This is a genomic window from Nocardia sp. GCM10030253 (assembly GCF_042675075.1).
In the GTDB taxonomy this organism is placed as follows: domain Bacteria; phylum Actinomycetota; class Actinomycetes; order Mycobacteriales; family Mycobacteriaceae; genus Nocardia.
Genome location: NZ_JBHTDL010000007.1, coordinates 412,257 through 435,524, shown reverse-complemented (window position 1 = coordinate 435,524; position 23,268 = coordinate 412,257). Strand labels below are relative to the sequence as shown.

The 23,268-nt window shown below is 66.6% G+C and carries 22 protein-coding genes; 8 read left to right on the top strand and 14 right to left on the bottom strand.

All coding sequences use genetic code 11. The annotated features are described in order from the left end of the window. Positions 1–53: 53 nt before the first annotated feature. On the bottom strand, positions 54–923 hold the full coding sequence (locus tag ACFQZZ_RS18010; RefSeq protein ID WP_378681547.1) for a helix-turn-helix domain-containing protein: 870 nt from the start codon (positions 921–923) through the stop codon (positions 54–56). A gap of 104 nt (positions 924–1,027) precedes the next feature. On the opposite strand from ACFQZZ_RS18010, the gene ACFQZZ_RS18005 reads away from it, so the two are divergent. Together ACFQZZ_RS18005 and ACFQZZ_RS18000 are read left to right on the top strand one after the other, a co-directional pair. Beyond that, positions 1,028–1,819 carry an SDR family oxidoreductase gene (locus ACFQZZ_RS18005; RefSeq protein ID WP_378681544.1) on the top strand — a complete coding sequence of 264 codons (792 nt, stop codon included), beginning with the start codon at positions 1,028–1,030 and terminating at the stop codon, positions 1,817–1,819. Position 1,820: 1 nt separating this feature from the next. Then, entirely contained in the window at positions 1,821–2,888 is a 1,068-nt protein-coding gene (locus tag ACFQZZ_RS18000) for a diacylglycerol kinase (protein ID WP_378681541.1), read from the top strand. Positions 2,889–2,976: 88 nt separating this feature from the next. On the opposite strand, the gene ACFQZZ_RS17995 is transcribed toward ACFQZZ_RS18000, so the two are convergent. The 3 genes from ACFQZZ_RS17995 to ACFQZZ_RS17985 form a co-directional block, all read right to left on the bottom strand. Next, entirely contained in the window at positions 2,977–4,026 is a 1,050-nt protein-coding gene (locus ACFQZZ_RS17995; RefSeq protein WP_378681538.1) for an aminotransferase class V-fold PLP-dependent enzyme, read from the bottom strand. Positions 4,027–4,120: 94 nt separating this feature from the next. After that, positions 4,121–4,603: a nuclear transport factor 2 family protein gene (locus ACFQZZ_RS17990; protein WP_378681535.1), complete on the bottom strand. Its 483-nt coding sequence runs from the start codon at positions 4,601–4,603 to the stop codon at positions 4,121–4,123. A gap of 44 nt (positions 4,604–4,647) precedes the next feature. Further along, the gene (locus ACFQZZ_RS17985) at positions 4,648–5,019 is read right to left on the bottom strand and encodes a hypothetical protein (protein ID WP_378681532.1); all 372 of its coding nucleotides are present in this window, start codon (positions 5,017–5,019) and stop codon (positions 4,648–4,650) included. Positions 5,020–5,210: 191 nt separating this feature from the next. Between ACFQZZ_RS17985 and ACFQZZ_RS17980 the strand changes: the two genes are divergently transcribed. Then, positions 5,211–5,507, top strand: coding sequence for a three-helix bundle dimerization domain-containing protein (locus ACFQZZ_RS17980; protein ID WP_378681530.1), 297 nt, complete (start codon positions 5,211–5,213; stop codon positions 5,505–5,507). On the opposite strand, the gene ACFQZZ_RS17975 is transcribed toward ACFQZZ_RS17980, so the two are convergent. From ACFQZZ_RS17975 to ACFQZZ_RS17945, 7 genes are all read right to left on the bottom strand, one after another. Beyond that, on the bottom strand, positions 5,480–6,511 hold the full coding sequence (locus ACFQZZ_RS17975) for a zinc-binding dehydrogenase (RefSeq protein WP_378681527.1): 1,032 nt from the start codon (positions 6,509–6,511) through the stop codon (positions 5,480–5,482). The genes ACFQZZ_RS17980 and ACFQZZ_RS17975 overlap by 28 nt on opposite strands. 103 nt (positions 6,512–6,614) lie before the next feature. Then, positions 6,615–7,820: an LLM class flavin-dependent oxidoreductase gene (locus ACFQZZ_RS17970; protein ID WP_378681525.1), complete on the bottom strand. Its 1,206-nt coding sequence runs from the start codon at positions 7,818–7,820 to the stop codon at positions 6,615–6,617. Positions 7,821–7,856: 36 nt separating this feature from the next. After that, positions 7,857–8,744: a VOC family protein gene (locus tag ACFQZZ_RS17965; protein WP_378681522.1), complete on the bottom strand. Its 888-nt coding sequence runs from the start codon at positions 8,742–8,744 to the stop codon at positions 7,857–7,859. A gap of 13 nt (positions 8,745–8,757) precedes the next feature. Further along, positions 8,758–9,720 carry a 2Fe-2S iron-sulfur cluster-binding protein gene (locus ACFQZZ_RS17960; RefSeq protein ID WP_378681898.1) on the bottom strand — a complete coding sequence of 321 codons (963 nt, stop codon included), beginning with the start codon at positions 9,718–9,720 and terminating at the stop codon, positions 8,758–8,760. Positions 9,721–9,779: 59 nt separating this feature from the next. Beyond that, a complete protein-coding gene (locus ACFQZZ_RS17955; protein WP_378681519.1) occupies positions 9,780–10,007 on the bottom strand; it encodes a hypothetical protein in 228 nt (75 codons plus the stop codon). Positions 10,008–10,018: 11 nt separating this feature from the next. Beyond that, positions 10,019–11,161, bottom strand: coding sequence for a Rieske 2Fe-2S domain-containing protein (locus ACFQZZ_RS17950; RefSeq protein ID WP_378681516.1), 1,143 nt, complete (start codon positions 11,159–11,161; stop codon positions 10,019–10,021). 217 nt (positions 11,162–11,378) lie between these two features. Next, complete coding sequence (locus ACFQZZ_RS17945) at positions 11,379–11,873, bottom strand: flavin reductase family protein (RefSeq protein ID WP_378681513.1); 495 nt, start codon at positions 11,871–11,873, stop codon at positions 11,379–11,381. A gap of 241 nt (positions 11,874–12,114) precedes the next feature. Between ACFQZZ_RS17945 and ACFQZZ_RS17940 the strand changes: the two genes are divergently transcribed. Continuing rightward, a complete protein-coding gene (locus ACFQZZ_RS17940) occupies positions 12,115–12,957 on the top strand; it encodes an IclR family transcriptional regulator (RefSeq protein WP_378681511.1) in 843 nt (280 codons plus the stop codon). A 1,688-nt stretch (positions 12,958–14,645) separates the two neighbouring features. Here ACFQZZ_RS17940 and ACFQZZ_RS17935 read toward each other — a convergent pair. Then, positions 14,646–16,280 (bottom strand): MFS transporter, encoded by a 1,635-nt coding sequence (locus tag ACFQZZ_RS17935; RefSeq protein ID WP_378681508.1) that lies wholly within the window; start codon positions 16,278–16,280, stop codon positions 14,646–14,648. 149 nt (positions 16,281–16,429) lie between these two features. Here ACFQZZ_RS17935 and ACFQZZ_RS17930 point away from each other — a divergent pair, with 149 nt between their 5' ends. From ACFQZZ_RS17930 to ACFQZZ_RS17920, 3 genes are all read left to right on the top strand, one after another. Further along, complete coding sequence (locus tag ACFQZZ_RS17930) at positions 16,430–17,062, top strand: PadR family transcriptional regulator (RefSeq protein WP_378681505.1); 633 nt, start codon at positions 16,430–16,432, stop codon at positions 17,060–17,062. Between the two features lie 89 nt (positions 17,063–17,151). Continuing rightward, the gene (locus ACFQZZ_RS17925) at positions 17,152–18,405 is read left to right on the top strand and encodes a bifunctional 3,4-dihydroxy-2-butanone-4-phosphate synthase/GTP cyclohydrolase II (RefSeq protein WP_378681502.1); all 1,254 of its coding nucleotides are present in this window, start codon (positions 17,152–17,154) and stop codon (positions 18,403–18,405) included. Positions 18,406–18,671: 266 nt separating this feature from the next. Further along, positions 18,672–19,526: an expansin EXLX1 family cellulose-binding protein gene (locus ACFQZZ_RS17920; RefSeq protein WP_378681500.1), complete on the top strand. Its 855-nt coding sequence runs from the start codon at positions 18,672–18,674 to the stop codon at positions 19,524–19,526. Positions 19,527–19,546: 20 nt separating this feature from the next. On the opposite strand, the gene ACFQZZ_RS17915 is transcribed toward ACFQZZ_RS17920, so the two are convergent. Together ACFQZZ_RS17915 and ACFQZZ_RS17910 are read right to left on the bottom strand one after the other, a co-directional pair. Continuing rightward, a complete protein-coding gene (locus tag ACFQZZ_RS17915) occupies positions 19,547–21,238 on the bottom strand; it encodes an FAD-binding dehydrogenase (RefSeq protein ID WP_378681497.1) in 1,692 nt (563 codons plus the stop codon). After that, positions 21,235–21,927, bottom strand: a complete 693-nt coding sequence (locus tag ACFQZZ_RS17910) for a TetR/AcrR family transcriptional regulator (RefSeq protein ID WP_378681895.1) — start codon at positions 21,925–21,927, stop codon at positions 21,235–21,237. Before ACFQZZ_RS17910 ends, ACFQZZ_RS17915 begins: the two co-directional genes overlap by 4 nt. 185 nt (positions 21,928–22,112) lie before the next feature. Between ACFQZZ_RS17910 and ACFQZZ_RS17905 the strand changes: the two genes are divergently transcribed. Continuing rightward, a complete protein-coding gene (locus tag ACFQZZ_RS17905; RefSeq protein ID WP_378681893.1) occupies positions 22,113–23,126 on the top strand; it encodes a zinc-binding alcohol dehydrogenase family protein in 1,014 nt (337 codons plus the stop codon). Positions 23,127–23,268: the final 142 nt, after the last annotated feature.

Below are 23,268 nucleotides of genomic sequence, written 5' to 3'. Positions count from 1 at the left end.
ACAATGCCTATCGTACGCACTGGTCAAGAGCCTGGGGACGCGTCGGTCGGCTCCTAGCGGGAGTTCATGGTGGCGGTCAGGGAGCGGGCGGCATCGAGCGTCGCGGCGATGTATTCGTCGCGTTCGGGCTTGGTGGTCGTCGCGCGGAGGGGGCCCAGTTGGACTTCGTAGGCCGCGCTGCCCGCGGTGTCGAAGACGGGGGCAGCCAGGTAGCTCAGTGGGAGTGTGGTGTCGGAATCGAGCTCGGTCTTGGTGTAGGGACGGGAGGTGAGGGCCGCCAGTTGGCGCAATACGCGGGTGCGCAGATGTGGTTGCCGGAGTTCGGGTCCCATTGCGCCGAGTAGATCGGCCAGGAGGTCGACCATGCCCGCGTCGTCGGCGAGTGGGCGGAAGACGGCAACGCCACGCTCGCGGACCAGCGCGAGCAGTGTGCTGGCGGTGCGGCGGTCGGAGTCGGGGGCGGCGGCGAGCCAGGTGTTCTGTTCGGTGGCCGCGCGCCATGGCATGACGCTGGCACCCGCGGGAAATCGGAGTGGGATGCGGTGTCCGACAGGGATTCCGGGGACCACACGGTCGGGACCGTGGCGGACGTCGAGGACGGTGAGGCGGTCGGGTTCGATGCGGCTGAGGGTGGCACCGCATCCGGTGCGGGTGGTCAGGGCGGTGAGGATGTCGCCGACACCTTGGGGGAGTGCGGAGTTGCCAAGGCTTGCCAGTGTGGGGCCGATGGCGTAGCCGCGATTCGGGTCACGCACGACCCAGCCTGCCGAATCCAGTTCGGCGAGAATCGCGGTCGCGGTGGCGCGGGCGATATCGAGCCGGTCGGCGATGCCCGCGACGCTGATCGGCTCGGGCGCCGCGGTGAGCAGCGATATCACCTCGACGACGCGGCGGGTCGGTGGCGACGGCGACCGGTCCGGCATGGGGGCGCACCTCTTGTTCGGCTCGGCGGGACGGCTTACTATGTCGAATATTAGTACACTAAGTGTCGAATATTCGACAGCAACTGTGATGAATGGAGCGCTGGATGATTCTGGATCGGTTCCGAATCGACGGGCAGGTCGCCGTTGTCACGGGTGCGGGCCGCGGATTGGGCGCGGCGATCGCGGTTGCCTTCGCCGAGGCCGGGGCCGATGTGGTCATCGCCGCGCGCACCAAGAGTCAGCTGGACGAGGTCGCCGAGAAGGTCGCCGCGGCCGGGCGGCAGGCGCATGTCGTGCCCGCCGATTTGAGTGATATCGAGGCGACGGCGGGGCTCGCCGCTGCCGCCGTCGAACGCTTCGGGCGGCTGGACATCGTGGTCAACAATGTGGGCGGCGCGATGCCGTGCACGCTGTTGGACACGACGCCCGAGGCGCTGGTCGAGGCGTTCAACTTCAATGTCACCAATGCGCACGCACTGGTACGGACCGCGGTGCCGAGGATTCTCGAAACCGCCGGTGGCGGTTCGATTCTCAATATCACCTCTACGATGGGCCGACTGCCGGGCCGGGCGTTCGCCGCGTACGGCACGGCCAAAGCGGCGCTCGCGCATTACACCAGGCTGGCCGCGCTCGATCTGAATCCGCGCATCCGAGTGAATGCCATTGCCCCCGGTTCGATCCTGACCTCGGCGCTGGAAATCGTCGCGGGCAACGAGGCCATGCGTACCGAGCTGGAATCGAAGACCCCGCTGCACACCATCGGCGATCCCGAAGACATCGCGGCCGCCGCGCTGTATCTGGTTTCGCCAGCGGGCAAGTACGTCACCGGGAAGATCCTCGAACCCGACGGCGGTCTCATCTCGCCGAACCTCGACCTCCCGATTCCGGATCTGTGACATGAAATATTCCGTAGTGCAGTGGGGCACGGGCAATGTCGGCAAGCATGCGCTCGCGGGCATCATCGCCAACCCCGATCTCGAATTGGCAGGCGTGTGGGTGTCGGGGCCGTCGAAAGACGGGATCGACGCGGGAACCCTTGCCGGGCTCGATCACTCGGTAGGCGTGACCGCGACGACAGATGTCGAGGCTATCCTCGCTGCCGCACCCGACTGCGTCGTCTACTGCTCCATGACCGACAACCGCCTTTTCGAGGCGGTGCAGGACTTGCAGCGGCTCTTGAGCGCGGGCATCAATGTCGTCGCCTGCGCCCCGGTGTTCTTCCAGTATCCGTATGGTGTGCTGCCCGACGAGTTGCTGAAGCCGGTACAAGAGGCTGCGGCCGAAGGCAATTCATCGCTGTGGGTGAACGGCATCGACCCCGGCTTCGCCAACGACCTCCTGCCGCTGGCGCTCGCGGGCACGTGCCTGCGCATCGATCAACTGCGGTGTCTGGAAATCGTCGACTACGCCAGCTACGACAACCGCGAGGTGATGTTCGACATCATGGGCTTCGGCAAGCCCCTCGACGACATCCCGTTGCTGCTGCAACCCGGCGTGCTTTCGCTCGCGTGGGGCGGCACGGTGCGCCAGCTCGCCGCCGGAATCGGGGTCACCCTCGACGCCGTCACCGAGACCTACGAACGCATCCCCGCACCGGGAGCCTTCGATATCGCCACCGGCCACATCGCCGAAGGAACCGCTGCCGCATTGCGTTTCGAGGTACGTGGCATGGTCGGCGACCGCCCCGTCACCGTCCTCGAACACGTCACCCGGCTGCGCCCCGACCTCTGCCCCGATTGGCCGCAACCCGCCCACCCCGAGGGCTCCTACCGCGTAGAAATCACCGGTGATCCCAGCTACGCCATGGACCTGGTCACCTCGAGCCCGCACGGCGACCACAACCACGCCACCCTCCTCGCGACCGCCATGCGCATCGTCAACGCCGTTCCCGCCGTAGTCCAGGCACCCCCGGGAATCCTCACGGCCCTGGACCTCCCACTGATCACCACCCCCGCCACGCACTGAAATCGGCGGAACCGGCGTGTCACCGCAACCGCACATCGATGCCGGGTCGGGTTGCCCCGTGCGCCCCGACCGCGGCCCGGTGGGCGGGTTACTTCTTGGGGAGAGCTTCGAGGGCGCGGTCGACGTCGGTGGTGTCGTTGTAGAGGTGGAAGGCGAAGCGGAGGCCGCCGCCGCGGACCGAGGCGATGATGTCGGCTTGTTCGAGGCGGGCGGCGGCGTCGCCGGCATCGGGCACCGAGACGATGGCCGAGGGACCGGGGACCGGCTCGTAGCCGAGTTCGGTCAGACCCGTCCGGAGGCGGGCGGCGAGGTCGAGGTTGTGGGCGCCGATCTTCTCCACCGTCAGTTCTTCGATCAGCTCGATACCCGCCGAGGCGGCGATCGCGCCGAGCCAGTCCGGTGTCGCGTCGAAGCGCCTGGTTGTGGTGGCGAGTGCGATCGGGTCATACAGCTCTGCCCAGGCGTCCGCGGCGGCATACCAGCTTGGACCGAGTGGGCGCACGCGTGCGGCCGTCTCCGGCGTCGCGGCGAAGAACGCGATGCTGCGGGCGCCGATCAGCCATTTGAAGGCCGCGCACACCCAGTAGTCCGCATCGGCGAAACGCAGCGGGACCCAGCTTGCGGCCTGGGTGGCGTCGACCAGCAAGCGGGCGTTGTGCGCCTGCGTCGCGGCGTGCAGTACCGACAGGTCGGTAATCCGGCCGTCCTTCGACTGGACGACGCTGACCGCGACCAACGCTGTCTCCGGCCGGACCTCCTCGGCCAGTCGTTCCAACGGGACGAAGCGCACCGACAGGTCACCGCGGTGTACGAAAGGCATGGAGACGGAGGAGAATTCGCCCTCGGCGAGCAGCACTTCGGCACCTGGCGGCAGTGCCACCGCCACCGGTGCGATGAGCCCGGCGACACCACTGCCCAGCGCGATATCGTCGACCGTGGCGCCCTCCAGTAGCCGTGCGAACGCCGCCCGCAGCTCAGGGATGAGATTGTCGTGCGCCATCGGCCCACCACGGCCCGCCGCCCATTGTGCGCTGGCATCCCGCACCGCAGCCAATGCCCGGGCGGACGGCAAGCCGTAGGAGGCGGTGTTCAGGTAGGTGGTCTCGGGACTGAACTCATCGGGCGCCAGCGAAGTCATATGCGCAGCATCCGCCTCTGTACGGCCTGCGTCCAGCGCCAGCGGCCCGATAGTGGACCGATTTCGACACGAAGCCGGACCTGTCCGGCGGCGGTTACTTCGGGGTCGGCGTTGCCCACATGTTCGACAGCAGTTGATAGCTGGGGGTGTCGGAGAGGGCTTGCATCGATTCGTAGATGCGCTGGTAGCTCGTGGCGGTGATGCGCCATCGGCCGTCGGGGTCGAGGCGGTAGCTGTCGGTGTAGTAACCCGCGCCCCGGATCAGGACACCGTATTCGGTGGCGATCACCGTGTCCTCGAAAGCCCATGAGCCCGTGGCGGTCTCACCGTTGACGGTGATCTCGGGGTGGTTCGCGATGTGGGTGGTGACAACCGCGGGACCGAGGTTCTCACGCATAAATGCGGTGATGGCATCGCGGCCGTCCAACGTGAGCGGCTCGCCGAGGGCGTGGGTGCCGTAGCGGCCCGCGGCGTCGGTGGCGAGCGTGTCGGCGAACTCGTCCCATCGCTTGAGATCCAGCGTCCGAAAGTAGCGGTACTTGAGCTGGCGGACGGCTTCGATGGCGGCGAGATCCATCGGTCCAGCCTGGCACGCGCGCGGCGCCGAGACAATAACCTGTTCTACTTTTCTGAACGCGACAGCGCCGCCGACGCCTGCGCGGCCAACCCGTCGAGTACCTCGACGCGCGCGAAGGGCACCTCGATGGTCATGTGCACCGAATCCTGCCCGGTCGGTTCGACAATGAAGGCGAAGAATCCGCAGCAGTCGGTTTCCCTTGCGGCGAGGTCCCGGGCGGTAGCCTCGGCCGTCGCCGCCAATTCCAGGCGCAGCCTGATCGGCGACGGGCGCTCGATGTGGCGCAGCGCCGCCGCGAACAGATCTGCGAATTCGGCTACCCGAAGTGGTTGCTCGGCGGTGGGCAGCGTGCACGCGTCCGGTGCGACCCAGAGGAGGTTGTTGTTGTCTGCGCCGGTCGTTCCGGAGTCGGTCATGGCAAACCTCGCGAGGCTGTTGACATATACCGAAAGGGTAGCGCACGATGCGCGAAAGTCTCCTTTGCGCGCATAGTTCGGACTATGGGTGTTCGATCGGGCGGATCGGGTACCCGAGTGATGGACGCGGTTGTCGGCACGCGCCACTGCGTCTGCAGTTTCGCACGTTCCGACTCGACCAGGAGTCCGCAATGACCGAAGGTCCTGCTGCCCCGCATCCGCTACCCGACCCGTCGATCGACCAGGAGGCTGCGTTGCAAACCGCCGCCTACCGCTTGGCCCGCGAATTCGATGGTGTTCCCGACGACGCCATCAACCAGTGCCTGCATTCCGCCTACGACCACGTAGCGGGCCCAGCCACGGTCGACAACTTCCTACCCCTGCTGGCCGAGCGCTATACCCGTGAATGGCTGCGCGCCATGACGGACGAAATCTCCTCGACCCGACCCGCCGCTGTCGTTCACAGATCCGGGCGGACCAGAATCTGAATGTGATCGTCCGGGTGGCGTAGTGCGTCGATGGCACCTGCCACCCCGGACAGGCCGACTTGGTCGGTGATGAGCGAGGCCGCGTCCACGGTGCCGTCGGCGATGCGGCCCAGTGTCTTCGCGTACTCCTCGTGCGGATACACCATGCACATCTGCAGCGAGATGTCCTTGTAGATACCGACGATCGGGCGGATGACGTCGTCAGTCATCACCGCGCCGACCTGCAGGATGGTGGTTTGCCGTGGCACTTTGTACAACAGCTCGTTGAGCAGGCCGGGCACGGCGGCGCACACCCAGATGTGCAGCAGCTGGCCGGGCGCGGCCGCCTCGCGCCACACCTCGACCGGATCCTCGACGGCGGGATCGACCACTCGGTGCGCGCCGAGCCGTAATGCGGTGTCGCGGCGCAGCTTCGACGGATCGGAAGCGATGATCGGTGCGACTCCGCGTTCGGAGAGGGCCGCGACAGCGCCCAAACCGACCGGGCCGCAACCGATGACGATGCCGGTGCCCTCGGGTCCGATACCGGTGCGCGCGACATTGCCGAAGCCGACGGCCAGTGGCTCGGTCAGCGCCGCGACGTGCGGCGGCACATGATCGGGAATCGGTTCAAGGGCCATGGCCTGCAACACCATTCGTTCCCCGTAGCCACCGGGGAAGTCATTGGAGAAGCCGACACCGTGGATCTGACCGACGTGGTCGATGGCCCACGGCAGTGCAACCACCAGCTGTCCCTCGGTATGCGGGGTGTCCGGTCCGGCCGAGACGACCCGGGCGGCGATCTCGTGGCCCATCACGACGTCGCGCGACGGATCGAACTCGAAGGTGGGCACCCCGCTGTCGCGGGAGGCCTGCAGGAACTCGTCGGTGTAGTCCAGTGCCTGCTTGTCGGATCCGCAGATACCGCAGGCCACCGTCTCGACGAGCACCTGGCCGGGGCCGGGCACCGGCTCCGGCACCTCGTCGACGACCAGGCTGCGGCCCCGCATCACTACTGCACGCATGTGTTCGCTCCCGGTGTCGAGGTGATCTTTGCGCGCGCTCGGACGAATTCCCGGCCGTCCGACGCTCGGGAGGTTCGGGTCGGCGTGGCCGCACAGGTGGCGCTCATTGCGCGTCCTCCGTGCCGAGCGCGGCCGCCAAGGCCTCGCCGTACTTTTCGAAGGCGCTTTGGATACCCGCGGTCAGGCCGCCGATCATGCGTTCGCTGTTGGCGTGTGCCCATTCCAGCGACGCGACCCGGTTCCGGTTGGCCTGGGTGAAGTGCGGGATCACCTGCTCCGCGAACAGTCGCGCCGAGCGCTGCGTGGCATCCCAGTCGGCGACATTCAGGCCGAGCAGCAGGAAGGTGCCGAAACCGCCGGACTGTTCGGCGAGCTTCTCGATGGTCGCGATGGCGTCGTCGGGGGTGCCGATGGTGGCGCGTCCGAAGGCCGGGAAGCCCTCTCCGGTCCACTGTTCGACGGCGGCGCGGGCCGAGGAGTTCCACGGTGCGGCCATGCCGCTGAGCTTCTCGATGTAGTCGACGAGATGTCCGACGCCCCATTCGGCCTCGCGCATCGCCTGTTCCCTCGTCTCGGCGATATGCATCGGCGCGACAAGTCGCCACCGCGCGCGATCGACAGGGTGGCCGTTGTCGGCCATGGTCTTCTCGTAGACCTTCCAATTCGGCAGCAGCGCATCGTATCCGCTGGGATCCGACGCGGCCAGCGAGAGCAACCCTGCGCCGTGTCTACCGGCAAGCACCGCTCCCGAAGGCGAAATCGTCGAGGCGACAGCCATGTCCAGGCCGCCATGCTGGTAGGGCAGCAGCTGCAGTCGCGCCTCGTTCAGGTGATACCAGTCGCTTTCGGCGGTCACCGTCTCCCCGCTGAGCAGCCGCACCAGCACGTCCATGGATTCGTGCATCATGTCGCGCTGGCGCACGGGGTCGATGCCCATCATGGCGGCGTCGGTGGCCAGCTGGCCCGGTCCGACGCCCATCATGGTCCGGCCCATGGTCAGGTGATCGAGCAGGCAGAGCCGATCGGCGAGCATCATCGGCTGGTGGTAGGGCAGGGAATTCACGCCGGTGCCGAGCCGAATGCGCTGGGTGCGCTGCGCGGCCGCGGCGAGGAAGACCTCGGGTGCGGCGATGATTTCCAATCCGGCCGAATGATGTTCGCCGATCCAGGCCTCGCTGTAGCCGAGCTGATCAGCCAGCTCCACCAGGGCCAGATCGCGGTGGATCTGGAGGGTCGGGTTGCCGGTGAGCGGATGGTAGGGCGCGATGAAGAATCCGAACCTGGTGGGGCCGAACTGGTTGTCGCTCAATTCAATTGTCCTTACGTGGTGGGACGGCGCGCTGGTTCAGCTTCGGTTCCAGTCGTGACCCCAGTAGCTGTCCGCGGTCATTTCTTCTGCGGTGTAAGTGGTTTCGTCCACCAGAACGCCCTCGGTGCCGAACTCGAGATCCCAGCCGCCCGGGGTGCGGACGTAGAAGGAGATCATCTTGTCGTTGGTGTGCCTGCCGAGCGTCGAGGACAGGTGGTAGCCGGCCTTGTTGACCCGATCGAGTGCGCGGCCGACGTCATCGAGGCGGTCGACCTCGACCATGATGTGCACCAGACCGGAGCCTTCTTTGCCGCCGGAGGGAATCAGCGCCAGGCTGTGATGGCGCTGGTTGACGCCGAGGAAACGGATCCGCATCGGCCCGTACTCCGGCGGCGTCGGCAGGCGGAACGCGCCGCGCGGCAGGAAGCCGAGTACCTCGGTGTAGAAGCGGAAGGCTGCATCGAGGTCGGGGACCGGAAGCACCGCGTGGCCGAGGCCGAGGCCGTCGGTGACGAACCGGTTGCCGTGCTTGCCGACGACGGGGCTGTGGTCGAGGACGGGCCCGTGGAAGATCTCGACGGTGGTGCCGGAGGGGTCGGCGAAGCTGATCGCCTCTTCGACGCCGCCTGTGTCCGCCTCCGTGACCGTCAGCGTGGTGACCGCGATTCCGGCCTTCTCCACGGCTTCCCGCGCCAGCGCCAGTGCCCGATGGTCGCGGACCTCCCAGCCGATGGCCAGCACCTTGTCGGTGTCGCCAGGCACCAGCACCAGGCGCGCGACGTGCTCGTCCATGCGCAGATAGATCGCGTCGGGGTCGGGACCGGATCCCTCCGCGAATCCGATCACGTCGAAAGCGAAGATGCGCCAGGCATCCGGGTCGGCGACCGCGACCTTGACATATCCGAGTGAGCTGATGGCAGTCATGGGGTCGTTCTCCTCATTCATAGGTGATCCGGACCGAGTCGGTGACCGGCACCGCCTGGCAGGCCAGCACATAGCCGTCGGCCAGGTCTTGTTGTTCCAGTACGTCGTTGCGCAGCAGCTTCACTTCGCCGTCGACGACACGGCAGACGCAGGCGCTGCAGGCGCCCTCACGGCAGGAATAGGGTGCCTCCACACCGCGAGCAAGTAGCAGGTCGAGTAGCACGGTGCTACGCGGCCACACGAATTCGCGTGTGTCGCCGTCGAACTCGACTTCGACGGTTGCCGAGTCAGCGGTGTCCGACACCTCGATCGGAGCCTGTGCGAAGGGATCGCCGGACAGCGAGACGAACTTTTCGACGTGCACGCGGTTCCGGTCGACACCGAGATGGCGAGCGGCCGCGACCACGGCGTCCATGAAAGCGCCAGGGCCGCAGACGAAGATCTCCCGTTCCGACCACGGCGTGATGAGGTCGGTCAGGTAACGCGCCGCCGGTAGGCCCTGCACCGACTCCAGCCAGTGCAGCACCAGAAGCCGCTGCGGGTACTCGGCTGTCAGAGCGCGCAGTTCGCCGGCGAAGATCACCGACTTCTCGTCGCGGTTGGCATAGATCAGCGTGCAGCGCCCATTACCTTGTGCCAGAGCGGATTTCAGGATGGACAACACGGGCGTGATCCCGCTGCCCGCCGCGAAGAGCAACAGGTCGGTGTCCAGCGATTCCGGGGTGAACACACCCGCAGGGGGCAGGCTGTCGATGCTCATGCCCGCAGTGGCGTTGTCGCACAGCCAGTTCGATCCGTATCCGTCGACGGTCCGCTTGACGGTGACCTTCAGCGGACCACCCTCGTGCGGCGCACTGGACAGTGAGTACGAGCGGGCCACCGATCCCGTGCGGTCACTGGGAATACGCAAGGTCAGGAACTGGCCGGGTCGATAGGGCAGTGGTCGCCCGGATTCGGCGACCAGCTCGAGCGACATCGCATCCCGGGTTTCGGCGACCACCCGGACCACCCGCAATGCCACCGCCGCAACGGGATTCACAGCAGGTCCCGATCGCGAGTGCGCAGACCGACCGCACCCGCGGTGACGGCATTCTCGATGCAGGCGCGCAAGGCGGTGCAGCCGCGGACCGGGCCGCCACCGTTGTCGGCGAGTTCCGCGCAGTTCCGCGCGGCGGCCGCGCTCCATTGCACGCTGGTGTGTGCGGGGCTGAATTTGACTACCTGGACCCGGTTTCCGCAGGTCTGGCAGGTGACGGAGTCCATGGCCGTGCCGTTCAGACGCCGCGCGTGGCGGCCAGGTTCTCGGCGACCTCCGCCTCCCACGCGGAAACCGCGCGGGTGGTGTCGACCTCGAACTCGAAGCGGTCGGTCATCTTGTCCTCGACCTCGGCGACATCTCGGTAGAACTGCTCGTACCAGCGCCGCAGCTGGTAGACCGGCCCGTCCTCCTCGCACAACAGCGGATTGTCGATGCGGGTCTTGCGCTTCCAGATCGCGACGTCCTGTTCGAAGCCTCGGCCGAGCCCGCCCGCGAACCGCACCGCCATCGCGTCGGCCTCCTCCGGGGAGAGGCCGGGCAGCTTCTTGACGATCGCGCCGTACTGCAGCACGAACTTGGTGGGCGAGACCGGGTAGTGGCAGTTGATGAGCACCGATTCGACGGTCTGCCCGTTCGACTCGTTGACCAGATGGTCGATCATGTAGGACGGCCCGTAATAGTGAGCCTCGGACTGCAGCACGTTCTTGCCGCCCGCCTCCTTGGCGATTTCGCCCTGGACGTCCTCGCGACCGATCGAGGTCATGTACTGACTGGCGATGTGGCCCTCGAAGACGTTCTTGAAGTAGGTAGGGAAGGCGAAGTGCACGTAGAAGAAGTGCGCCATGTCGACCACGTTGTCGATGACCTCGCGGCAGTTCGCGCCGTCGATGACGATCTCGTTCCAGGTCCAATCGCTCCACTCGTCGCTGAACGCGCCGTCGATGCGGGGGATGGAGATGTCCTCGGGCGGCGGGTTGCCCTCGGGGTCGTTCCATACGAACAGCTGTTTGTTCTGCTCGAGCGTGACCCAGGACTTGGTGCGGGCAAGCGGCGGCACCCGGCGGCCGTAAGGGATCGCGGCGCAACGGCCATTGCCCTTCCAGCGCCAGTCGTGGAACGGGCAGGCGAGGGTGTCGCCCTTGATGGTGCCGTCACCGAGGTTGCCACCCATGTGCCTGCAGTACGCGTCGAGCACACTGAGAGTGCCGTCGGAGGCCGCGAACACCACGAGTTCGGTACCGAAAGCGGTAATGGTGTGCGGCTTTCCGTCACGGAAGCTGTCGGCGATGCCGAGACAGTGCCAACCGCGCGCGTATCGGGCGGGCGGCGCGCCGGTATCGATCACGCGCACCTGGTCGTCGGTGTTCGCGAGGCTCATGATGTCGGTTCCTCCACGGTCGTCGTTGTTTCGATAGTTCGGCGGGTCGGCTGTCGCCGAAAGGCGTGGTCCCACTGATCGGGAGCTTCGGCCCGAGGTCGTTCCACGGTGCCGAGACGCTGGTAAGGCGCATTGCCACGCGTTCGCTCGCCTTGGTGCGGAATGTGCCCGGCTGTGCTCATGAGGTGGTGCACGACGCTCACTCGGCCTGGTGCGGCTATGGGTGGAGTGCGTCCGCGGTGTTCATCAGCCGCTCGAATCCGGAGCGGTAGAACAGGAGCGGGCCCGCGTCGCGTCCCTCGCCGAGCTCGGTCACGTTGCCGATGACGATCGTGTGGTCGCCGCCGTCCAGCTCGCCGGCCAGCGTGCAGTCGATCCACGCGATGGTGCCCGCCAGTAGCGGCGAGCCGTTGGGTGAAGGGCTCCACTCGAGACCGGCAAACTTGTCCGGTCCGCTGCGGCCGAGTCGCTTGCACACGTCCTCTTGGTCGGCGGCAAGGACATTGACGCAAAACCGTTCGGTCGCGCGGATCCGCGGCCAGGTGGTGGAGGTGCGGGCGGGGAACAACGCCACTGCGGGCGGATCCAGCGACAGTGCGGAGAAGGACTGGCAGGCGAACCCGATCGGTTCGTCGCCGTCGAGTGCGGTGATCGCGGTGACTCCGGTGCAGAACCGGCCGAGGACGGCCTTGAAGTCGAGTGCGACGGCCATAGCGCTCCTAGTTTCGACTAGAAATATTCCGTTTCGCCATAAAGGTAAGCGGCGGCCTCGGGCGCCTGTCAATAACGGATTCCGGCTACCGAGAAGATCCGTAGCGATCTACGTAGTTTCCGGGATTCCCTCTCGCCATCGCGACGGCAGTGTGATTGGGGACACAACCTGGCGTGCCGAAAACGCACATGCCTAATCGAAATACTTCTAAGCTGGACGAGCTACACAATGGAGGTGAGCCATGACGGTCGAGGTGATGACCCACCCCGAGTCCGAAGAGCTGTGGTCGGGAGCGGGCCCCACGACAGCACGGACCAATCAACCGCCGGTCTCGATGATCGAGCGAATGACGCTGATCCTAGACGCTTTCGACGGTTCTACGCCGGTCCTGACGCTGCTCGGACTCGCCGAACGCACCGGGCTGCCCCGCTCGACCGTGCACCGCATCCTGGACCAGATGATCCGGCTGCGCTGGCTGGCGCATGCCCCCGGCGGCTACCGGCTCGGCCTGCGGCCGTTCGAACTGGGCGGACTTGCCGCCGACCACAACGAGATTCGTGATGTGGTGAGCCCGCTGCTGCACGATCTTTCGCAGCGCACCGGCATGGTCGGGCACCTCGGTGTGCTCGACGGCCGCGAGGTGCTCTACCTGGACAAGGCGGGTGGGCGCTTCACCGCGAGCATTCCTACGCGCCTCGGCGGCAGGATGCCCGCCCACAGCACCGGCGTCGGCAAGGCCCTGCTCGCCACCCTGGAACCGAGCATCGTCGAAGCGTCCTTCCGCGACCGTCTACCCCAGCTGACACCCCGAACCATCTGTGACAAAGCGGAATTGCACCGCGAACTGGCCCGCATCCGGCACCGCCAAGGCGTCGCCGTCGACAACGAGGAGTCCGTCACCGGCATCGCCTGCGTCGCGGTCCCCATCCGCGGCCGCGGCGCCGCCGTCGGCGCCCTGTCCCTCTCCGGCCAAATCGGCGCCGACCGTCCAGCTCTCGACACCGCCCGCCTGGCCAGGGTCCTCGTAGAGGTCTCCCACGAAGCCGCCCGCGCCCTCTTCCCCCGGCACGCCCGCTGGCGGTAGACGACCCCGCGGGAACGATGCGCGCGCGGGCCGCACCCGGTGGTTCCGCGCCAGAACCGCAGCACGACGCAGGCGAAGGTCGGGTCGAGCTCAGTTATCTCCTTAGCGTTCGTAGGCTCTCCGACGGCCCGCGCTCGGCGAGGCCCAGATGGCTGTGACGAAGTGCCATCGGCCGCGTGTGGCCAGGGCCAGCGTCGCAGGTACCTCGGACTCCGGACCGTGCAACAGCCTCGGTGACGGTGGGACTATGCGCAGCAGCGAAAGCTGTTCGGCCACACCCTCTCCGCGAACCTCCTCCCGAGCGTCGGCGGCAGCGCCAACGAAATCATGCTCCGAGTCCCCTCATGATCGACGGTTTCACCGACCGCTAGCTACCACTTCCCCTAAGTGCCTGGAACGCAACCACAGCCAGTCCTCACGCTGGAAGCCGTGTGCCTGCCTATCCAGGCTGCGGAAGAGAAGGCCGGGTACCACACACGACGCACCCAGCACTGCCCGAAACACCGCCGGAAAGGTGAGCTCGGCCCGCCCAACCCAGGGCATGCTCCCCAGCACCGGCTGCCTTCACTACCTAAAGCGCATGAAACGCAACCACAGCCAGTCCTCACGCTGGAAGCCGTGGCCTGTCTACCCAGGTTGCGGAAGACCAAGTCGGGTACGGCACACGACGTGCCCAGCACTGCCCGGAACACCGCTGGAAGGTGAGCTCGGTCTACCAAACCGGGGCACGCTCCCCAACGCTCTGGCCCACTCCGATGAGTTCCGCCGGGGTACCTCAGCCAGACAAGCTCGGTCCACCAATCCAGGGCACGGTCTCCACAGCTCTGGCTGTCCTCGGTGAGTTGCAGCGGGGCACGTCAGGGTGGTCAGCTCGGTTTACTGAACCCAGGGCGCGCACCCCAGTTTTGGTTGCCTCCCCGTGGTTTTACCGGGGGCAGTGCTGGGCACGTCGGGTGCCGTACCCGACCTGGTCTTCCGCAGCTTCTGCAGGCAGGCCCACGGCTTCCGGCGTGAGGACTGGCTGTGGTTGCGTCTCGGGCGGTAGAGAAAACCGTCCTCACACCCCGTGTCGTAGCTGCACACCCCCCGTACAGCGTCCGCACACCCCTTGTCGTGACTGCACACCCCGTATACGGGGTGTTCGGCTGTGGCGCGGGGTGTTCGGACGACAGTTCGGTCTTCGACAGCTCTTGGAGCCAGGCACACGGCCTCCAGCGCGAGGACTGGCTGTGGTTGCGTTCTCGGGCGTAGAGAAGTCCGTCCTCACACCCCGTGTCGTAGCTGCACACCCCCCGTACAGCGTCCTCACACCCTTTGTTGTGACCGCACACCCCGTATACGGGGTGTGCGGTTGTGACGCGGGGTGTTCGGACGACGGTTTGGTCTTCCGCAGCTTTTTCGAGGCAGGCACACGGGCTCCCAGCGTGAGGACTGGCTGTGGTTGCGTCTCGGGCGGTAGAGAAATCCGGCCTCACACCCCTTGTTGTGACTGCACACCCGGTATACGGGGTGTTCGGCTGGGACGCGGGGTGTTCGGACGACAGTGGGGTGGAAGGGTGGGTGCGGAGGCGCTTTTGGGGCCGCCATTTCGCTACCTTGCCGCTGGTAGCGGCATTGCACGTGGGGAGCGGGACGTGGTGGCGGCAACGCGCGTGGTGACTCGCTGTGGGGTTCCGTTCGTCGGGTGATCAGTAGGCCGTGCCGCCGGTGGCGGGGGTGCGGCCGTGGCGCATGATCACCGCGATGATCAGGGCGATCAGGGAGGCGCCGGCGGCGAACCAGAAGCCCATTTCGTAGCCGTGGTCGGCGAAGACTTGCGGGATGACGCTGCCTTGTGGGGGTTGGCCCGCGACGCTGACCTGGGCGGTGATGGGGCTGGCGTTCAGGTAGGCGGTGACGATCGCGAGGCCGATGGCGACGCCCATTGATTGCATGACACCGAGCATGCCGAGGCTGATGCCTTGTTGCTCCTGGGGGACGGCTTCGACCATCAGGATGGGCATGGAGGCGTAGTAGAAGCCGAAGCCGATGCCGAAAGCCGCGCTCACCCAGAGGAATACGACCCAGGTGTGGGGGAGGACGGCGTAGCAGACGCCTGCTCCCGCGAACAGGACGAGGGCGAACACCAGGGGGATACGGGCGCCGATCTTGCGGGCCAGTGCGCCCGCGGCGGCGCCGCAGATCATCGCCAGCACGGCTTGCAGCAGGGCGATGCGGACCGCGAATTCGAGCAGGGTGAAACCGTTTCCGTAGCTATAGCCTGGGTCGAGGGCTACCTGGACGGCGGCGGCAGGCATGGGCTGGCCGGTCTGCTGTTGGATCTGCGCGAGAGTCGCCTGCTGGACACCGGCCGCGACCGTGTCGGAGTTCGGAGTCTGTGTCATGTAGCCGAGGGCGTAGGACTGGACGCCGATGAGGAACGACGCGAACAGTGCGCCGCCGAGTACCAGCGTGACGCGCGGGTGGAACAGCAGCTTCATGTCCATGATCGGGCGGGCGACATTGAGCTCCACCACCACGAACACCACCAGCAGCGCGATACCGCCGAACAGCCAGGCCAGCGTCAGCGGCTTGCTCCAACCCCAATCCTGACCCTTGTCCAGGTAGATCAGCGTGAGTCCGGCGCCGGCCGCCAGCAGCACGGCACCGAGCACGTCGATGCGCTGCTTGACTCGCAGCTTGGACTCGGGCACGACCAGCCACACCAGCGGAAGCATCAGCAGGGTGAATCCGGCAAGCACCCAGAAGATGGCGCGCCAGCTGTAGTTGTCGACGAGGTAGCCGCCGAGCAGCGGTCCGCCGATGGCGGAGAACCCGAGACCGGTCGCAGTGACACCGAGCCCGAGCGGAACGTACTTGCGCGGCAGCAGATCTCGGATCAAGCCGTAGGCGATCACCGCGGTGGCAATGGCGGTGGCCTGCAGGCCGCGGCCGATCAGGAAGATCGCCCAGCTGTCGGTGACGGCGTCCAGCACACAGCCGAGCATGAAGAGCGCGCCGCAGACGAGGAACATCCGCTTCTTGCCCCAGACATCGCTCATCTTGCCGATGAGCGGAGACGCGGCCGCGCCGATCAGGCCGAAGACGATGATGGCCCAGTTGATGTTCGCGCCGACGCTGGGAAAGGTCGGCGCGATCTTCTGCAATGCGGCCGCGACGATCGTGTACTGCATCGGCGCGACCTCGGTGAACAGCACGATGACCGCGAGGACGGCGAAAATCCTGGCACGCGACGCGCCGTCGAGTCTGCCGGTGTCGGCATCGGATTCGAGTACGCTGCCAGGACTTTCGGCAGCGGTCTGATCTTTGGGAATGGTGGACATCGGCCACGCTCCGGTGTTCGGGAACTACGTTCGGGTGCGCAGGAATTGCGTGTTGTGAAACCTGTCACAAGGTCGGGGTATCCGGATCTCGCGAATCCCACTCAACGAGATGTTTTACCCGAAATATGCCTAAGCGATATAGTCCTACCGTGACCGATGCCAAGCCTGCCTCTGCGGAGGCCGGGATTCCCGATCTGCCGACGACCAGCTGGGCCGTGCTCGGGATGCTCTCGCACGCCGACGAACTCTCCGGCTACGACCTGAAGAAATGGGCCGATTGGAGCCTGCAGTTCTTCTACTGGAGCCCGTCGTTCAGCCAGATCTACGCTGAGCTCAAACGTCTGGAAAAGCACGGCTACGCGACCTCGCGCACCGTCCTTCAGGACGACGGCGTGCGCGGCAAGCGGATGTACGCGATCACCGACAGCGGCCGCGCCGCGGCCGCGCACTGGGTGAACCACGCGCCGGTGGAGGCGCCCGTGCTCAAGCACAGCGTGATGCTGCGCGCCTGGCTCGGACATCTCGCCGAGCCGGAGCGGTTGCGCGGCATCCTCAGCGAGCACATCGGCTATGCCGAGAAGATGCGCAAGCTGGCCGAGATCGATGCCGAGGGCGCCGACGAGAACCCCGACTGGGCCTACCCGGGCGCGGTGCTGCGGTGGTGCGTGCGCCACTATGAGGCCGAGCGCGATTTCGCGAAGGAACTGCTCGCCGACGTCGAGAAACTCGCCGCCCAGCAGCAAAAGCCGACCCCGAAAGCCAAGGGCAAGCGCGCTTCCTGAGGTTGTACCCGCGCAGTGGTCCACTGAGCGGGACAGGCCCTTCCTGTGACTAACAGGTATATATCTACTAGTCATATAGGAGGTGGGTCATGAGTACCGAATTCGTGCGGCAGCGATCGTTGGACACCATCGAGGCGGCGCTCGCCGCGCTCGCGGCGGGTGGCATGGTGGTCGTCGTCGATGACGAAGACCGGGAGAACGAAGGTGATTTGGTGCTCGCCGCCGGACTGGCGACGCCGGAGACGATCGCCTTCATGGTTCGCTATACCAGCGGCGTGCTGTGCGCGCCGATGGCGGGCGCGGACCTCGATCGGCTCCGGCTGCCACCGATGACGCCGGTCAACGAGGATCCGAAGGGCACCGCCTACACGGTGTCGGTGGACGCGTCTTCCGGTGTGACAACGGGCATTTCGGCCGCCGATCGGGCCCGCACCGTACAAGCGCTCGCCGATCCGCTCACCGGCCATGATGACCTGACCAGGCCCGGGCACGTCTTCCCGCTGCGTGCGCACCCCAGTGGTGTGCTCGGCCGCGCGGGCCACACCGAGGCCGCCGTCGATCTGACCAGGCTCGCCGGGCTGCGGCCCGCCGGTGTCATCGCCGAAATCGTGCTCGACGACGGATCGATGGCGCGGCTGCCCGAACTGCTCGATTTCGCTGATACGCACGGCCTGCCGATCATCTCGATCGCCGATCTGATCGACTACCGCCGCCGCGTCGAACACACGCTGACCAGAGTTGTGGAGACCAGGCTGCCCACCAGGTTCGGTGAGTTCCGGGTGGTCGGCTACCGCGACGACATCACCGGAACCGAAACCCTCGCCTTGGTTTTCGGCGAACCGCGCCGCGATTCGGTGCTGGTGCGATTGCATTCGGAATGCCTCACCGGCGACGCGCTCGGCTCGCTGCGCTGCGATTGCGGCGACCAGTTGGACGCTTCGATGCGTGCGGTCGCGGCGGAGGGCAGTGGCGTTGTCGTGTATCTGCGTGGCCAGGAGGGACGGGGCGTTGGTCTGCTGAACAAGCTGCGGGCCTATGAGTTACAGGATCGCGGCGCCGATACCGTCGAGGCCAACCTGGCGCTGGGGTTGCCGGTGGATGCCCGCAGGTATGCGGCGGGTGCGCAGGTGCTCGCCGACCTCGGTATCCGGTCGGTGCGGCTGCTGAGCAACAACCCCGCCAAGGCGGCCGGATTGGCGGAGCACGGCATCACCGTGCGGCGGCGGCTGCCGCTGCAGGCGACGCCGACCGAACACAACATCCGCTACCTGCGCGCCAAGCGGGATCGGATGGACCACCAGCTTTCCGGGGTCGACCTGGTGCCGGAACGGGCGACTTCGTAAACGGCGGTACTCCGGATCTTTTCCTGCTCGCTCGGCCGTCGCTGAGGTGAATGCTGGCTATTTGCGACAAGATTGCCGTACTGCGGGTGTTTCACTACGAAGATTTTCGTTCGAGATATGCGTTGCCGTTTCAACTGCTTTCCTGATGCAGTCAGGATGGACAGTCCGCGAGTTGGGTGAGCCGGAAGCCGGGGACCGCGGTGCACCGAATACCGATCGAGCAAGCACACTTCCGCTCGGGTTGGCTGTGGTCGACCCTGGGGGCCATGGTGGCGGTTGTCGGGGTGGTGGTCTGGGTGTCACGGCCGGAACCCGCGTCGTGCGGCACCACACCCACCGTCGGCGAGAACCTCACAACAGCACGAATACCGGTGGCCATCAGTAGTTCCGGCCTCGCGGCGCGGCATTCGGCACCCCCGCCGGATCCGGACTTGCCCGGTGTGGCGCGCTACTACGCGTTCCGTCAGGGCGTGGCCTGCTCCTTCCCCGACCTGCCATCGGACGGCTTCTATGTCGGGATGTCCACGCAGGAGTACGGCACTGCCGACCTGTGCGGCGCCTACCTCGACGTGCACGGCCCACGCGGCGATGTCCGGGTGCTCATCGCCGACCGTTGCCCCGGATGCGCTCCGGGACAACTGGATCTGAGTACCGCCGCATTCGCGCAGATCGCCGAACAGTCCGACGGTGTGGCGCAGGTCGGCTACACGGTCGTCCGCGACCCGGATCCAGCCCCCGAGCTGTTCTACGAGGTGAAATCGGATTCCTCGGCGCAATGGCTGGCGATCCTGGTGAGCGGCTCGGGAAATCCCATCCAGCGCGTGGCGATCCGGCCGACGACGGGCGGGGGGTGGCAGGAACTGAACCGCGGAATGGACAACTACTGGACGATTTCCGATGCGGGTCCTGGACCTTTCTCCGCCCGGGTGGTCGATGTGTACGGACATCAGGTCGAGGTGTCCGGGATCTCGCTGGAGCCCGGGCAGCGGTACACCGGCGCGCGACTGTATTCCGTCGAACCGGTGACCGCGCCGTCGACGGCCGTGGCCCCCACGACAGCGGCGCCGACCACCACCCGAGCCAAGAAGACCTCGGGCCGGGCCGCGGTCTGTCACTCCTGATCAGGCGGAAAGTGTTGCGGTCAGAGGGGTTTCGTGGCCAAGGCGCGGCCGGCGGCCCGACCGGAGAAGATGCAGCCGCCGAGGAACGTGCCCTCGAGGGCGTTGTAGCCGTGCACACCACCGCCGCCGAACCCGGCGACCTCACCCGCTGCGTACAGTCCGGGCAGCACCGTGCCGTCCTCGCGCATCACCTGCGAGTCGAGGTTGGTCTGCAGGCCGCCGAGCGTCTTGCGGGTAAGGACATTCAGCCGCACCGCGATCAACGGGCCGTGCGCGGGATCGAGGATGCGGTGCGGTTTGGCCACTCGGCCCGCCTTGTCACCAAAGTATTGACGCGCGTTGGTGATTGCCATCAGCTGAGCGTCTTTGGAGTACTTGTTGGTCAGCTCGCGGTCACGCGCGACGATCTGGCGTTCCAGGTCGTCGTGGTCGAGCCGGGGGCCACGCGCGATCTTGTTCATGCCGTCGACCAATTCGCGCAGCGTGTCGGCCACCACGAAATCGACGCCGTGTTGCTTGAACGCCTCGACCGGTCCCGGCGCGCCCTTGGCCACCCGGCTCTTGAGGGTGAGTTTGAGGTCCTTGCCGGTGATGTCCGGGTTCTGTTCGGAACCCGAGAGCGCGAACTCCTTCTCGATGATCGACTGGGTGAGCACGAACCAGGAGTAGTCGTGGCCGGTCGCCAGGATCTCCTTCATCGTGGAGTTGGTGTCGAAACCGGGGAAACACGGTGCGGGCAAACGCTTTCCGTTGGCATCGAACCACAGTGACGACGGACCGGGAATGATCCGGATGGCATGGTCGGGCCAAATCGGATTCCAGTTGACGATGCCCTCGGTGTAGTGCCACATGCGGTCACGGTTGACGATCGCGCCGCCGGCGGACTCGGAGATGCCGAGCATCCGGCCGTCCACGTGCGCGGGCACACCCGAGATGAGGGTTTCGGGGCATGGGCCGAGCCGGTCGGTCGGCCAGTTGCGGCGGATCAGTTCGTGATTGTGGCCGATGCCACCGGAGGTCACGATCACAGCCTTCGCGCGGAACTCGAATTCGCCGACCACGTTTCGTGAGGATGCCTTGCCGCGCTCCAGATCGGTGTCTTCGAGCACGCTGCCGCGCACGCCGACAACCGTGCCGTCCTCGACGATCAGCTCATCGACCTGGTGTCGGAAACTGAAGCCGACCAGGCCACGTCGCTCGCCGTCGAGGACCGGCTCTCGGAAAACCCGCACCACCTCGGGGCCGGTGCCCCAGGTCAGGTGGAAGCGCGGCACCGAATTGCCGTGGCCGTCGGCGGAGGCGCCACCGCGTTCGGCCCAGCCGACCAGCGGTGTCACACGTAACCCCAATTCGCGCAGGTAGTCCCGCTTCTCGGTGGCGGCGAATCGGACGTAGGCCTGCGCCCACTGGCGAGCCCAGTGATCCTCGGCGTCGCGGTCGAAGCCCGCCGAGCCGAGCCAGTCCTGCATGGCCAACTCGTAGGAGTCCTTGATGCCGAGGCGCCGCTGTTCCGGGCTGTCGACGAAGAACAGCCCGCCCAGCGACCAGAATGCCTGCCCGCCCAGGTTGTTGCGGTTCTCCTGGTCGAGCACATGCACCTTGCGACCGGCCTTGACCAGTTCGTGGGTCGCCACGAGCCCGGCCAGGCCTGCGCCGACGACGATGACGTCTGCCTCTTGCGCGAATTCGGGACTGCGGTCGGCCATGTTCATCCTTCGGTTGCGGTGCTGAGTTCGGGGGTGGTGGTGCTGTAAGCAAGTACGACGTGGCACAGGAGCTCGGTGCGTCGGCGGCGTATGCGACGACTTCGGGGTTCCATCAGGACCTGCACGGTGGTGCCGTCGTGCACGGCGACGAGGGCCTGGCCGAGCGCGACCGGATCGGGGACGGTGCGCCCGACGCGAGCCAGTGCGGCGACGATGGTCGGCATCAGTGCCGCGACGATCAATTCCTCGCGGGCGGCCATCACCTGTCGCAGCGCCGGGGTGCGCAGCGCGTGTGTGGTGAACTCGGCGGTGATGCGGTACCAGGCCTCGTCGATCGGCACCGCCCGATCCAGGCGTTCGATCGCCGCGCGCAGGTCGGTCACTCCGTCGACCGCGAATTTGTCGAGGGTGGCGCGGACACCGGCGAGCATGGCCGCGGACCGCTGCTCCCACATGGTGAGGAACAGCTCGTCGAGTGAGGTGAAGTTGGAGTAGAACGCGCCCCGGGTGAAGCCCGCGCGATCGCACACGCGCTCGACGGTGGAACGGCCGAAGCCTTCCTCGGCGAACACCTCGTATGCGGCCGTGAGCAGGCGGTTTCTGGTTTCGGTTCGTCTGCGAGTGACCCGTTTCGCCGGGGTCGCCGCAGCGGTGGACGAGGCCACGGCGAACCTCCTTCTTTGCGGACCGGTCATCCGGCCCTCCGGATACACCGATGTATTCAATACAGGAATGTATCAGAAGTGAGTGTCGCAATTCGGGAAATCGAATGGGTAGGGTCGAACGCGGACCGTCGTCCCGGCGCGCGCCGGGACCCATACGACCTTCCTGCTGACGGCGAGGAGTGATCGATATGAGCGAGGTTTCAGGCGCCGCGTCGATGATCGGCTGGCGCGTGCGGCGGCCGGGACTTATCGATGGTGGTCCGTTGGACCGCGTTCGCGAGCCCGTGCCGGAGCCCTCGGCGGGTGAGCTGTTGGTGCGGGTGCTGGCGTGCGGAGTCTGTCGGACCGACCTGCATGTGGCCGAGGGAGATCTGCCGGTACATCGGCCGGGTGTGGTGCCAGGGCACGAAATCGTCGGGGAGGTGGTGGCGTTGGGTCCCGGCATTCGCCGGGACGGCGCGGATACCTTCGCCGTCGGCGATCGGGTGGGGATCGCGTGGCTGCGTCATACCTGCGGGGAGTGCCGGTACTGCCTGCGCGGCGCTGAGAATTTGTGCCCGCGGTCGGAGTACACCGGATGGGACGCGGACGGGGGATACGCCCAGTTCGCCACGGTCCCAGCGGCTTACGCGTTGCGACTGCCCGCGGGCTACTCCGACGTCGACACCGCCCCGCTGCTGTGCGCGGGAATTATCGGATATCGCGCGTTGCAGCGGACCGCGCTGCCGCAGGGCGGTCGGCTGGGGATCTACGGCTTCGGCGGCAGTGCGCATATCGCCGCCCAAGTGGCGCTCGCGCGTGGTGCGCAGGTGCATGTGATGACTCGGGATCCGGCCGCCCGCGAGCTGGCGAGGGATCTCGGCGCGGCGTCGGTACAGGGGGCCGCGGATCAGCCTCCGGTCCAACTGGATGCGGCGATTCTGTTCGCACCGGCCGGGGATCTGGTGCTGCCCGCGCTGGCGGCGCTCGATCGCGGCGGCGTGCTCGCCATCGCGGGCATCCACCTCAGCGACATCCCGGTCCTGAATTATCAGCAGCATCTGTTCCAGGAGCGGGAAATTCGCTCGGTGACCGCCAACACCCGCGCCGACGCTCGCGAATTCCTTACTTTGGCCGGCAAACACCGCATACACCTGACCACCCGCGGATACTCCCTCGATACCGCGGATCGCGCGCTCGCGGATCTCGCACACGGACGTTTCACCGGCGCAGCGGTTCTCGTTTCTTGAGCGAGCGCGGCTAGCGAACCGGGTCAGCGCGTGGCGCACGGCGGAACCGATCGTCAGCGCGGCGCAATCGTAGCCCGGACCGCCCAGGCCACGCTGGGTCGATGACTCGGCATAGCTCGACTTCGGTTGCTCGACGGCACCT